Here is an 11,831-nt window from a genome sequence, read left to right as displayed (position 1 = left end):
CGCATCGATGTCCTCTTCGCCATGCTCCGCGACGGCACCTTCTACCAACCACCCACACCGACTACGGCTTGACGAAAACCATAGAGGCACCTTTTGCGACGTGTCCTGGCTGATGGCCGCGCTGTCAGGCGTTACGCGTAACCGGTCGACATACCCGCCATGCCCGGGGCAAACTTCACAGCCCGCCTCCGGGCCGCTGTGTGTCCGGCCGGTCCCGCCGGCACGCGCAGAGCTCGCTCAGGCCGCTCCGTCATCCCACCGGAACTCCGGACGGATCCCTCGCTTGATCAGGTCCCGCCCGAGGGTCTGAAGCTGGAACATGGCCGCCACGTTCGGCGGTGCGCCAGACGTCCAGCACGTCTCCAGGTCGACCAGCAGCTTCGACAGGGTGCGGTTGAACTCGGTCGAGGGGTTCGGCCGGGCCTGTGAGGACGCGAAGTCGTACACCTCCGGCAGGGTGACGAGAGCTCCGCTGAAACTCCACTTGCCGCCGGTTTTGACCAGCCGCTTCTGAACGTAGAGCTCCTTGAACAGGTAGTAGTGCGCGTGTCCGCTACCCCCCTCCTCCGGCGGCTGATCGGGGGAGCCCTGCGTCCCCTCCCCCTCGTGCTTGATCCGGTCGATCGTGTCGACCGCGTCGGCGACCGTTCTGATCGGCTTCGCGAAAGGCACCTCCACCGCGTGGGCCTTCAGGTCGATCGCCGGCTCGAGCTTCTGGAACGTCTGGATGATCGTGTCGTAGAAGGCGCCGATCGTGGCAGGCGGCCGCCCGCGCAGGAGGGCGATCGGGGGGAACTCCGGGTACTCGATCTGCATGAACACCGCGAGCTGGTCCTTGACCAGCGGCTTCAGATCAACCGGAAGCTGTTGCGGAATGCCGCCGGGCAGCTCGTCGGCCGGATAGGTCGGCAGGAAGTCCGGGCGCGCGATCGACGGCTGGCCGCCGATTGCGGCCAGCAGGTTTCCGGCCAGTGCGAAGTGGTTCATCTCCTGGCTGACGATTCTGTGCAACACACCCTCAGTGCGGTCCGGGTCGTCCTTGACCGACCACTGCGCACACAGATACGGCGGGATGGTGACGAATTCCAGCCGCATCGCGAGCTGCAAGGCGCCTTTGAGGTCGTCCAGCGGCAGAACCCCCGCCTCGACGTACTCCCTGATGGTCTTCATGCGCGGAGTGCCCGCGGTCACCGGATTCACGCTACAGCCCCAGCTTCCTGAGTTCGTCGTCAATGATGCGCTGCGCCTCCGGCGGGACGCCCGGAAAAGCGAGCAGCGGCACGTTCCCGGGATAGCCGATCGCCTTGAAGCCGATGTCGGAGGTGAAGTAGCCGGCGAGCAGCAGGGACCGGAACCTCGTGAAGAAGCTCCGGTCCGTCGCGGTGGTCGACGCGATCTGGTCGACGATCGTGCGCTGCCGGGAGCCGTCCAGCTCGACGAACCCCGTCCCGAACTGGCGCCGCGCCTCAGCGTCGACCATGGCGAGGCCGGTCGTGATGACGGTCCTGTGGCCCTGCTGCGTCGTGTAGGGAGCACTCACCCAGTCGTCGAAGAAGTCGGCGATCCCCATCGCACTCGGCGCCGGGTACTCGGCGGTGCCCGGCAGAACGATGTCGGCGAGGGCTCCGACGAGTGCGCGCTCGCGCTCCGAGAGGGTGCGCGACCATGGCGTGTGCGGCGTCACGAGGTTGGGATCGGTGCCGTAGCCCTGCGGTGCGGTGCCGACCTCGGCGGCACTGTGCTGGTCCATCTCTTCCTTTCGCTTCCGTTGTACCGTCATCCGGTCGCGCTCGCTCGGCTGTTAGGTGCCTGGCGTGGTCAGATGCCACCGCTCCTCAGCAGTTCGAGGATGCGGGCCGAACTCCGCGCGGCCAGGGCCAGGATCGTGAGCGTGGGGTTCTTGTCCGGGCTCGAGGCGAATGAGGCGCCGTCGACGACGAACAGGTTCCTCACGTCCCAGCACTGGTTGTAGGCGTCGAGCACGGAGTTCTGCGGCGAGGTCCCCATCCGCGCGCCGCCGACCTCGTGGACCGCCCCGCCGCCCTGCGGCATCGCGACGGGACTGGTGTCCGGCGCGCCGCCGAGCAGGCTGAAGACCGTGTTGAAGGTGTCGCGCATGTGCGTGACCTGCCGGACTTCCGGGTTTCCCCATTTCCAGTGGAACCGCAGGACCGAAACGCCCCACTTGTCCTTGACCGTCGGATCGAGCTCGCAGAAGGAATCCTCGTTCGGGATCATCTCGCCCTCGCCGATGAGAGTGACGGCGGTGCCGTACCTCCGCCGGACCTCCGTCCGCAAGGCGTCGCCGTAGATCGCGCTGCTGTTGTCGATCAGGCTTCCGATGCCGGTGGTCGGCATCCTGCGCCCCCCACGTGGCTCGATGTGGTACCCGCGCGGGAACCCGAGCTGCCCGGCAGCCTGCTCGGGCAGCAGCCACCACGGCACGTAGATGTGCGGGGTGAAGATGCCGTCGTCGTTCAGCACGGGGAGTTTTTCGAGCATCGGAATTCGCGACGAGCGCGAGAACTCAACCGAGTCCATCAGGTACTTGCCGACCAGCCCGTGGCCGTTTCCGATCCCGTTGGGGAACGCGGCGCTTCGCGAATTGAGCAGGATGCGCACTGACGAGCAGGTTCCCGCCGCCAGCACCACCACCCGCCCCGTGACCGAGAACTCGGAGCCGGTCACCCGGTCGTTGTAGGTGACCCCGGCGGCCCGTCCGGTCGCGTCGACGTCGACCCGGGACACCATGGCATTGCACACGACGGTGAGATTACCGGTGGCGTGGGCCGGAGGAATGAGGACGGTCGTGCTCTGGAAGTTGGAGCGGCTGGAGCAGCCGCGGGTGCACTGGGTTGAGTACAGGCACGCCGCGCGGCCGTTCAACGGGCGGGTGAGTACGGCCGCATGGATCGCCGCCGTCTTCATGCCCAGGTGCTCGAACGCCCGGCTGAGGGCCATCTCGAAGGCGCGCGGGGGCGGCGGTGGGAGCTGGACGCCGGGCGGGGAGTCGGGGGCGTTCTCGATCCCGTGGGGAAGGCCGGTGACACCGATGAGGCGTTCGGCCTTGTCGTACCACGGCGCCAGGTCGGCGTACTCGATCGGCCAGTCGAAGCCCAGTCCGTCACGGGTCTTCGGCTTGAAGTCGTACGGTCCGAAGCGCAGCGCCACCCGACCCCAGTGGTTGGTGCGACCGCCCAGCATCCGCGGCCGCCACCAGCTGAACTGATTCGACCTATCCGGATTCGGGGGGTCCGCCTGGCTGTAGGGCTCACCGGCGATCTGTGAGCCGCCGTCGACGGTGGCGTCGTAGAAACCCTGCGGCTTGTCCGACGTCGAGGCCGCCCGCAGAGGCGCGTCCTGCGGCGTGTTGAACATCGGCGTCTCGGTCCCTGGATCGTAGTCCCGGCCCGCCTCCAGTATCAGGACGCGAGCACCTGCCGCACAGAGCTCGTGCGCCGCCATTCCACCGGCAGCCCCGGAGCCGACGATAATGACGTCGAACGCCTGGATATCGGACAAGGGACCACCTTTTCGCCGGATATCACTGCACAATACATAGATGTCACTTTCAGTGATTGTATCGTGACAAGTCTCGCAGAGGCTGCGACGACCCGCGCCCGGCGGATCCAGGAGTGATCAAAGGGTTCCATGCTCGTGCCGCCGCAGCAGTTGACCGACGAGATCACCGCCGAGCTGACCGTCCTGGTGGGCTTCGACCAGGACCTCGCAGCCGAGGCCACCCGCACCAGCAACCGGATACGCGGCCTGCTCACCCAGTTCCACCCTTCGCTGGAGCGCGCCCTCGGGCCCCGCCTGGACCACCCGGCGGTGACCTGGCTGCTGGAACGCTACGGTTCCCCGGCCGCCGCGCGGAAAGCCGGCCGCCGCAGACTCGTCGATGTCATCCGCCCCAAGGCCCCGCGCATGGCCGCCTCCACGAACAGCGCCGGGCGCTGGAAGCCCAGATCAAGGCTCTGCTGGAGGATCACCCTCTAATGCAGTGCGGAGCGGATGCCTCGGATCCTTCTGACCGTGAGGTCTGCCTGAAGACTGGCACCGTCTCCGCGGCGGGTTTCGTGACGGCCCGGTGGGCACCGGGCTGGCTTTGAACCCTCTTCGGCACGGCGATGCCTATGGAAAGACTGGCAGCGCCCGGCGTCCTCCGGCCGCCACGAAACTCGCCTGCATGCGAGGCACGTTGATTCCCGTGGTGCGAGCCCACGGCATGGTGACCTCCCCTTCGTCTCCGCGAGCCAACGAGCTCTGGGCGAGACCGAGGCCCGTGCGGTGCGCTGGTGCCACGAACGGCTTGTGAGATGGCGGACCGGCGAGTCCTGGCATTAAGCGTCGCGTGGCCCGCATGCGCTCGTCACCAGCACAAACAACCGACCGAAGGGAGCGAACGTGAAGGTGCTCTGCGGGATCGACTGGGCGGAGAAACACATGACGTCGCCCTGGTCGACAAGGCCGGGAAGCTGCTCGCCAAGGCCCGCATCACTGACGACGCAGCCGGCTACCGCAAGCTGCTGGACCTGCTCGCCGAGCACGGCGACACCGAGGCCGAGCCGATACCCGTGGCCATCGAGACCTCCCGCGGTCTGCTCGTCGCGATCCTGCAGACCGGCGCACGGCAACACTAGAAGAGGCAACCGGCAACTGAAGAGAGCCATGTCCCCCTCGGCCTTCGCCGCCTTGCACGATCCCGCCTCCCGCACCTACTACGACCGATGCCGGGACCGGGGGAAGACCCACACCCAGGCCCTCCTCCGCCTCGCCCGCCACCGCATCAGCGTCCTCTTCGCTGGCCGCGTCGTAGCCGTAGGGGGCGCGGCCCCATCCTTCCCAGTCCAGGATGTGCGGGCCGCGGGTGACGTTGCCGTAGTGGAGGTTTCCGTGTGCGGTGGTCCAGGTGACCTCGTCGACCTGGTGGCCGGTGTACTCGGGGATGACGCGGTGCAGGTACTCCTCGCGTACGGCCTCGCGGTCCGCAGGTGGCGGGACGTCGGCGAGGGAGTCCAGGGCGGCGACCATCTCCTTCCACCATGTCTCGGGCAGGCCGGGGTTCTCGTCGAGGACGGGGCGTGGGGAGGCGATCGGGTCGGGGGCGAGGGCGTACAGCTCGGCCCGGTAGGCGTAGCCCTCGGTGGTCCAGTCCCGGATGCGGAACAGGTCGGGGCGCGGCACCGAGGCGGGGAGGGTGCGGGAGGTGGAGGGGCCGTTCTACAGGGTGCCGCCCTGGGTGCCGGTCTCGGCGCAGACCACGGGGAGCCAGTGCGGGCCGGCGGCCGAGGAGAGGGTGCGGCCTCGGTACCCCCACACCCGGTGGCCGGTGGCGCGCAGGCCGAACTGGTCGGCGGCGTGCTGCTGGGCGGCCAGCATCCGGTCGACGGGGGCGGGGGCGGGGGCCTCGAACATGGCGGGTCCTACCTCGGTGGGAGACGGCGGCCGCGTCCTTGGATACCAGCTCGGTGGCGAGGGCCGCGGCCTGTTCCACGGTGAGGCCGGAGCGCCCGGCCAGGTCCCCGAAGGCGAGGCGGGCGCCGGAGACAGTGCGCGGCCACGGCCATCTGCGCGGGGGCGCGCGAAGGTCTGGTCAAGGGGTCGTTTCCTTCTGGGGCTTGGACGCCGTCCTCAGAGCGGGACCGGTGGGAGGTGGGCGACCGTACGCGGAGCCTGATCGCGTGCGCGGAAGCCGAAGCTGACGAGGATGACGCTCTCTCCGGCGCCGAGGGGCGTCCGGCCGTGAGGCGTGAGCGCTCCATCGAACACGACACAGTCTCCCGGTGCGAGATCGCATTCGAGGTAGCCGTCGGCGTCGATGAAGACGGTGCAGCTCACAGTAGGGGCCGCGGTGAGGCGCTCGTGCTTGAGGCACAGGATCAGGTTGGCCTCACCGAAGCCGAACTCGTCAACGTGGAAGTCGAGGAACTGCCGCTCCTCCAGGTAGGCGATGTAGACGCCGTTATGAGGTTGATCGACCTCCAGACCGGTGGACCGCGCTACGACAGCGGCGAGATCGACTTGTCCCGCGAACCGGTTCGCCGCCTCGCCGACGGCCGCGTTCCACTTGCCGTTGTGAAGGTATCCGTCAGAGGCCAGGGCCTTCTCGGCCTCCTCCGCCATGCCGGCTAGCAACTCGACGGGGAACGACTGATCACGCAGGTGGCGGGGCCGCACCCGCTCGTGCGCGGTGAGATCGCGTACGGCGTCCCGGAGAGCTGGAAACCCTTCCTCCCACCGGGCCGGCGTCCGGGCCGTGGTGCGGGACTGGAGCCATGACGTCCATCGCCTGCTCCACTGTGCCACTTCGGCGCCACCATCCGCTGACGCGGCCGTATCAGCGCTTGCGTGGCTGATCAGCAGTTCGACGCGGTCGACTGCGGCCTGGGTGGACTCGATCAGCCCGGCGTCACCCTTGGCGGTCCGCAGCCGCAGGGCTTCCTGAAGGTGGGCGCGGGCCAGCGTGAGGCTGCCCTGCTCCATGAGGTGCTTGCCGAGGTGCTGGAGGGCGAAGTCGACGAGTTCCGGGTGCTGGCCTCGGGCGCCGTCCAAGGCCCTGCGGTAGAACACCTCAGCGTTCTCCGCCTCACCGGCGTAGCGGTACGCGTCGCCGAGGTTGAGCTCGGTGGCGATGACAGCCCGGGAGTTGCCACTGGCGGTGGCCAGGTCGAGCGCCTGCCGCAGGAACACGCGTGCGTCGTCGTGGTGACCCAGGCTCAGCAGGCCGACGCCGGCCCACCGGGCCAGGACACGGGCCCTGGCGATGTCCGCACCTTCCGGGAGCGCCTGGAGTTCCTCCCGGATCTTCTCTACGGCGGTGGTCAACTGGTCGTGGTCGGTGGGGACCATGCGCAGGTCCTCATCTTGCGTGATGAGGTGCTGGAGCACTCGTCTCTCCCTTGTCCGGTTCTCGCTCCGGTCGCCGGTGCTAGAGCTGGTTGGTCTGGTGACGCAGGTCGGCCAGCAGTTCCCTGCCGTGCACGGTGAAGTGCTCATCCAAGAGTTCGAGCTGGCCCATGAGGTAGCGGACGGCCGGCATGCCCTCGTCGTAGGCAGCCTGGAAGCTTGCGCGCTCGTTGGTGGTCAGGTCGTCGCGGTCGAGTTCGCTCCGGCGGAACCGCAGAAGCTGGTTGTACACGCAGGTCGCGTGGAAGGCCCGGTCCACCTCCCAGAACTGGTTGCGGGCCGCCCCCTGCGTAGAGCGCCACGCGATCTCGATCTTGGGGGAGGTCTTCGAGGAGTACCCGTCGGCGAAGACCTGGTGCTGTAGGACGTGGAAGCTGACCGACTGGTGGACCGCCTCGTGCAGGAGGTTCTCCGCAAGGAAGAGGTGGGACGGCTCCTCACTGACGGTGTTCGGCGGGATGTGGTGCCGCGCCTTCTCGGAGAACACGATGACGTAGGGCAGCGCCGGGTCGCTGGAACTTGTCAGTGATGAGGTGCGGGTGCCGGGCTTGAGCCCCACCCACAACAGTCCCCGGACGAACTCCTGCACGCGGGCGAAGGCTTCGGGGTGGGCCGAGGCCAGCCGCTCCAGCGCCTGAGTCAGCGCCACGCGGCGCCCGTCGGTGTGCGGGGCGATCTCGTAGTCCGCCAGGTTGATCTCGTCTGCGATCTGCCGGGGCAGGTCGGAGCCGTACCAGTTGAAGCTGGCTCCGGACGCGTGCACGGTGTCGCTGCTCAGGGCGCGGGCGTGCTCGGCGTAGGGGATGCCGGACTTCACGAGACGCTCCATCAGGGCGAACGGAAGGGCCGGCTCGGCGTCGTCCTCGCGCAGACGGGTCAGCGCCGGATCCTGGCGGCTGAGATCGAAGAAGGAGCCGGACTCCACGCGGGTGGCGATGGTGGTCTGCATGCGGACTCTCCTTGGTCGAGACGTGCAGGTGGTGGAGCGGGCGGTGGCGCAGAGCGCGGCGGGCCGGCTCAGGATGAGAGCCCGAGCCGACCCGCCATGCTGTCAACCAGGCGGCATCAGTTCAGTACCGAGATCAGCTCTCGGTACCCTCCGGCGAGAAGTCGCCGTCCGGGACGGAGTGGTCCAGCCGACGCGTCAGGGACCCGACGGCCGCGGCCGGGACGAAGTCGCCGTCCGGAACGGAGTGGTCCAGACGCCGCGTCAGGTTGTTGACCTGGGTGCTGCTGGTCATGGTTGTGCTCCCTTCGGTGTTTGCGAGTGGTGCAGGGGATGGTGCATCCCGTCCCGGGCGGTGGTGCTGTAGGAAGTTCGGGGCGGGGGGCCTTTGAGCGGCTCTAGCGCTCGTCTGCGGGGCGGGCGACCTCTGGGGCGATGATCCACTCCTTGCCGCCGCCTTCGGGCCTCAGGAACACGGCGTTCCTGATGAAGCGGCGGGTGGCCGGGTCCTCGAAGTCGGCGATGGCCTGGACGACGGCTTCGCGGTCCCGGCCGGGGTCGAAAACGCGGGCGCCCTCGAACAGCCACGCGGGAAGTTTCTGGTGGGAGGCGGGGCGGGGGGTGTCGATCATGTCTCGTCCCCGGGCTGGATCTCGGTTCGGCGCATGAATTTCTCCCCGCCGCCGGCCGCCCGAAGCCGCAGGTCCCGGCTCGGCGATCCGGGCAGCGGATCGGGTGCGGCGGCCTTGCGTCTGCTGACGCCGGGGGTGCGGCGCGGGAGGGGCTCGGTCATGGAGCACTCCTCGGGCTGGAGGGAGAGCAGCCGGTCCCGAAGGGGGACGGGGACCGGCTGCCTGCTGGTTCTCCAGGGTGATCGCGCCGTCACAGGGAGTGAAGAGCGCGGGCGTAGCACTACCGGGATCTGTGCAGGGGTGGAGTGCTACGAGGCGTAGCAGTTACGCGAGGGTGGCCCCGATGATCTTTGCGATTTTCCGGGAGCGGGAGGTGGTGGCGTAGCCGGCGCGTTGGGCGATGACGCCGGGGAGGGTCTGGTGGCGCACCCATTCCGGGTGCTCTTTGCACACCGTCAGCAGCGTGTCCAGGCACGTGTCGTACTGCCCGGTCGTGCACTGGGCGAGGGCGATGTCGAGCTGGAGCCGGTTCTGTGCGGCCTGGTGCAGTGCAGACCAGTCGTGTACCGCCTCGGCGAGGTTCAGGGCCTTTCCGGCCTTGCCGGTGGACACGGCGATACCGACGGCCTGGGCGGTGACGGCTGCTGGGCCGAACGCGGTGCCGTTGACCATGACGTCATGCCCCAGCCGGGTGGCTACTGCGAAGCCCTGGGACAGCAGATCCTCGGCGGCGGCGGTATCTCCCTGACGGGCTGCGACGACGGCCGCGAAGGTGACGTGCCACCCGTAGGTCGCGAGGAGTACGGGATCGCAGTCGCTGTAGGTCGGTTCGATGCTGGTGTAGGAGATGTCCGCGGTGCGCTCGGCGTCATCGAGTCGGGCATCTCGCAGGTAGACCCACGAGCGCCCGGAAGCCACGGAGGCTTCCCGCACCGGATCGCCTCCCTGCCGGGCCTGGTCGGCGGCGTGGCCGATCGCGGCGTACGCGAGATCGCGGGCTCCGAGCTGGTTGGCGACGTAGGCGGAGAGGCGGTAGGCGTCGGCGAGAACTCCGCGTGCAGCCATGCGGCGGTCCTCGGCGGCGTCCGCCAGGGCCGTTGCCGCGTCCCTGACGCAGGATGCGGCGAACTGCCCGGCCACCCCGATACGCCCGGCCCGGTAGGCGTCCCATCCCGCCGCGAGATCGGCGGCGAAGTCGACGGGTTCCCTGTCGGTGCCGATCCCCGCCGCAGTGTCGTGGACCGTGCGCGACAGCTCGCGCAGGGTGGTCCGGTCGTCCGCGAGCATCGCCCTCCGGGGGGCCTGCTGGCCCACGATCACGGAGATGTCGGCGCCCAGGGCGTGTGCGAGCTGCAGGAGGGTGGGCAGCGAGATGTGGCCCCGGTCCTGCTCGGCTTTTCGGACCGTGGCGATGGACAGGCCCGCGTTCTCGGCGAGTTCTTCCTGAGTGACGGCTCCGCGCAGCAGCTTGATTCGCTGACCAGTGGTGTGCTCGTTCCACTTCATGGCGTCCCCTTCGTCTATCCAGGACGGTACCGCTCGCTCGGGAGCCACCGGAATCTCCAGCGGGGACGTCCTCGGCGACACCCGCGCCGCGTACCGGGCGCAGGACGACGCCCTGAGGCCAGATGTACTTCTGCAAGCTCGTGGTGAACCGCCCTGGGGGTGCAATGCATCGGCGCGAAGCGGATCGGCATCGGGCTGCTGTGAGCGCCCGCCCCGGGGCTGGGGCCCCGAACCACGAGTTGGCCGGTTCAGGGGCCCCAGCGCCGCCAGCACGGCCGCCGAGGCAGCAGCACCGGCGGCGCTCACCTACTCCTGGCCGCAGCCGGGCCTGCGCCGGGCGCATGGGTCCGGGTCGGGGCCCTCCGCCTCGGGCCGGGGTGTGACCGAGGTACGCGCCAAAGGGGCAATGAGATGATCTTGAAGCCCTGAGTGCTCGGCCCCGTATTTCAGAGGGACACGAGGGGCACGCACGCTGTTCTGCCAGCGGCAGAACACCGACCGAACCGGGCTCGACGATCACTACAGTCCAGTCTCATGACGACGATCACGACGCGTACGGTCGAGTACCCGGCGGACGGTTTGACGATGATCGGGCACCTCGCGCTCCCGGCCGGTGTCGACCGCCGGCCCGCGGTGCTGCTCGGACCAGAGGGCATGGGACTCAGCGACGTCGAGCGCCGCCGGGCCGATGCTCTCGCCGAGCTGGGATACGTAGCGCTGGCCTTCGACCTTCACGGCGGGCGCTATTTGGGCGACCCCGAGGAGATGCTGGCCCGTTGCCTGCCGCTGCTCGCCGACCCCGACCGGATGCGGGGCATCGGCCATGCGGCGCTCAACGTGTTGCGCACCGAACCGCGGACCGACCCCGACCGGATCGCCGCCATCGGCTACGGCACCGGGGGCGCCATCGCGCTGGAACTCGGGCGCGACGGCGTCAACCTGCGCGCGATCGGGACAGTCAACGCAACTACCACGGGCCGACCGGGCGAGGCAGCGCGCATTCGCTGCCCGGTGTGGGCCGGGGTCGGGTCGGAAGACCCGATCATGCCGCCCGCGCAACGGAACGCGTTCACCGCCGAGATGCAGGCCGCGGGCGTCGACTGGCGCCTCGCGGTCTACGACGGCGCCTTGCACGCCTTCCACCACCCGCCGGTCGACCACCCCACGGTCCCCGGCGTCGGCTACCACCCACAGCACGCGCAGCGAGCCTGGCGCGACGTCGTCGACCTGCTCGCCGAGTGCCTGCCCGTGACGGAGGACCTGGGGGCATGACCCAGGCAAACAGCCTGGCGCCAGGCCTGGTCCGCGTCGGGCACTGACAGTCCCCTCCCCTCAAGTCCGCATAGCAGAAGCACATTAGGGCGGATGCGATCGCGGAGACGCGTTCGCAACTGCCGCAGTAAATGCCGGATTTACTGCGACGGAGCCCCGGCCGTGACCGTCGCGACCTGCGGCGGACCATTCCGGCCGCCGGGGCGAGGTGTACGCGTTTACTGCGGCATCACTGCGCTGACCACGCATTGAGTCACACCAAGATCAACTCATTGCCCCTTTGGTCCGTATCTCGGCTGAACCCCGGGAGGGGTGCACGAGGTGGCGGGTCCGGTGCGCGCTACGCAGGGTCGAGGCCCCCCGTGCGGCGCGTGCCCGACGGGCGCCGGCCGTGGGCGCGGAGGCGCGGGCCGCACCCGCTTGCTCGGCTGCGTCGGCCGGTCCGAACAGAGGTCGTCCATGGCACTGAGAAGTGCCGCGACGGTCTCCCCAGCCACAGCCTGGGTCCGCTCGTCTTGGGCCAGCGACTCGGCGGCGATGGCGACCGCGATGGCGGCCTGGCGAAC

The 11,831-nt window shown here is 69.0% G+C and carries 11 protein-coding genes and 3 pseudogenes; 4 read left to right on the top strand and 10 right to left on the bottom strand.

Features of this window, described 5'->3' with window-relative positions:
- Positions 1-237: 237 nt before the first annotated feature.
- From ACZ4YL_RS32415 to ACZ4YL_RS32405, 3 genes are all read right to left on the bottom strand, one after another.
- On the bottom strand, positions 238-1,170 hold the full coding sequence (locus ACZ4YL_RS32415; protein ID WP_468121365.1) for a ferritin-like domain-containing protein: 933 nt from the start codon (positions 1,168-1,170) through the stop codon (positions 238-240).
- A 31-nt stretch (positions 1,171-1,201) separates the two neighbouring features.
- Positions 1,202-1,750: a gluconate 2-dehydrogenase subunit 3 family protein gene (locus ACZ4YL_RS32410; protein WP_468121364.1), complete on the bottom strand. Its 549-nt coding sequence runs from the start codon at positions 1,748-1,750 to the stop codon at positions 1,202-1,204.
- Positions 1,751-1,818: 68 nt separating this feature from the next.
- Positions 1,819-3,522 (bottom strand): GMC oxidoreductase, encoded by a 1,704-nt coding sequence (locus ACZ4YL_RS32405; RefSeq protein WP_468121363.1) that lies wholly within the window; start codon positions 3,520-3,522, stop codon positions 1,819-1,821.
- Between the two features lie 150 nt (positions 3,523-3,672).
- Here ACZ4YL_RS32405 and ACZ4YL_RS32400 point away from each other — a divergent pair.
- From ACZ4YL_RS32400 to ACZ4YL_RS32390, 3 pseudogenes are all read left to right on the top strand, one after another.
- Positions 3,673-3,998 (top strand): annotated as a pseudogene (locus ACZ4YL_RS32400) (IS110 family transposase); the annotation flags it as partial.
- 409 nt (positions 3,999-4,407) lie between these two features.
- Positions 4,408-4,637: pseudogene (locus ACZ4YL_RS32395) on the top strand (IS110 family transposase); the annotation flags it as partial.
- A gap of 4 nt (positions 4,638-4,641) precedes the next feature.
- Positions 4,642-4,806: pseudogene (locus tag ACZ4YL_RS32390) on the top strand (IS110 family transposase); the annotation flags it as partial.
- Between the two features lie 417 nt (positions 4,807-5,223).
- Here ACZ4YL_RS32390 and ACZ4YL_RS32385 read toward each other — a convergent pair.
- The 7 genes from ACZ4YL_RS32385 to ACZ4YL_RS32355 form a co-directional block, all read right to left on the bottom strand.
- On the bottom strand, positions 5,224-5,418 hold the full coding sequence (locus tag ACZ4YL_RS32385; RefSeq protein WP_468121362.1) for a hypothetical protein: 195 nt from the start codon (positions 5,416-5,418) through the stop codon (positions 5,224-5,226).
- 216 nt (positions 5,419-5,634) lie between these two features.
- Complete coding sequence (locus tag ACZ4YL_RS32380; RefSeq protein WP_468121361.1) at positions 5,635-6,891, bottom strand: tetratricopeptide repeat protein; 1,257 nt, start codon at positions 6,889-6,891, stop codon at positions 5,635-5,637.
- 40 nt (positions 6,892-6,931) lie between these two features.
- Positions 6,932-7,858 (bottom strand): hypothetical protein, encoded by a 927-nt coding sequence (locus ACZ4YL_RS32375; RefSeq protein ID WP_468121360.1) that lies wholly within the window; start codon positions 7,856-7,858, stop codon positions 6,932-6,934.
- A 133-nt stretch (positions 7,859-7,991) separates the two neighbouring features.
- Positions 7,992-8,150: a hypothetical protein gene (locus tag ACZ4YL_RS32370; RefSeq protein WP_189748370.1), complete on the bottom strand. Its 159-nt coding sequence runs from the start codon at positions 8,148-8,150 to the stop codon at positions 7,992-7,994.
- Positions 8,151-8,253: 103 nt separating this feature from the next.
- Entirely contained in the window at positions 8,254-8,487 is a 234-nt protein-coding gene (locus ACZ4YL_RS32365) for a hypothetical protein (RefSeq protein ID WP_468121359.1), read from the bottom strand.
- On the bottom strand, positions 8,484-8,648 hold the full coding sequence (locus tag ACZ4YL_RS32360) for a hypothetical protein (protein WP_468121358.1): 165 nt from the start codon (positions 8,646-8,648) through the stop codon (positions 8,484-8,486). The genes ACZ4YL_RS32365 and ACZ4YL_RS32360 overlap by 4 nt, the downstream gene beginning before the upstream one ends.
- 163 nt (positions 8,649-8,811) lie before the next feature.
- Positions 8,812-9,993: a helix-turn-helix domain-containing protein gene (locus ACZ4YL_RS32355; protein ID WP_468121357.1), complete on the bottom strand. Its 1,182-nt coding sequence runs from the start codon at positions 9,991-9,993 to the stop codon at positions 8,812-8,814.
- Between the two features lie 534 nt (positions 9,994-10,527).
- On the opposite strand from ACZ4YL_RS32355, the gene ACZ4YL_RS32350 reads away from it, so the two are divergent.
- Positions 10,528-11,265, top strand: coding sequence for a dienelactone hydrolase family protein (locus tag ACZ4YL_RS32350; protein ID WP_468121356.1), 738 nt, complete (start codon positions 10,528-10,530; stop codon positions 11,263-11,265).
- Positions 11,266-11,831: the final 566 nt, after the last annotated feature.

This window comes from Streptomyces sp. NPDC030021 (assembly GCF_055574035.1).
Note: the sequence above shows the minus strand (reverse complement) of the source record. Positions and strands in the feature narration are given on the sequence as shown.

Excerpts from the sequence above, each read along its gene's own strand:
- ACZ4YL_RS32415 (WP_468121365.1), bottom strand. The coding sequence starts at position 1,170 with ATGAAGACCATCAGGGAGTACGTCGAGGCGGGGGTTCTGCCGCTGGAC.
- ACZ4YL_RS32410 (WP_468121364.1), bottom strand. The coding sequence starts at position 1,750 with ATGGACCAGCACAGTGCCGCCGAGGTCGGCACCGCACCGCAGGGCTAC.
- ACZ4YL_RS32385 (WP_468121362.1), bottom strand. The coding sequence starts at position 5,418 with ATGTTCGAGGCCCCCGCCCCCGCCCCCGTCGACCGGATGCTGGCCGCC.
- ACZ4YL_RS32375 (WP_468121360.1), bottom strand. The coding sequence starts at position 7,858 with ATGCAGACCACCATCGCCACCCGCGTGGAGTCCGGCTCCTTCTTCGAT.
- ACZ4YL_RS32370 (WP_189748370.1), bottom strand. The coding sequence starts at position 8,150 with ATGACCAGCAGCACCCAGGTCAACAACCTGACGCGGCGTCTGGACCAC.
- ACZ4YL_RS32365 (WP_468121359.1), bottom strand. The coding sequence starts at position 8,487 with ATGATCGACACCCCCCGCCCCGCCTCCCACCAGAAACTTCCCGCGTGG.
- ACZ4YL_RS32360 (WP_468121358.1), bottom strand. The coding sequence starts at position 8,648 with ATGACCGAGCCCCTCCCGCGCCGCACCCCCGGCGTCAGCAGACGCAAG.
- ACZ4YL_RS32355 (WP_468121357.1), bottom strand. The coding sequence starts at position 9,993 with ATGAAGTGGAACGAGCACACCACTGGTCAGCGAATCAAGCTGCTGCGC.
- ACZ4YL_RS32350 (WP_468121356.1), top strand. The coding sequence starts at position 10,528 with ATGACGACGATCACGACGCGTACGGTCGAGTACCCGGCGGACGGTTTG.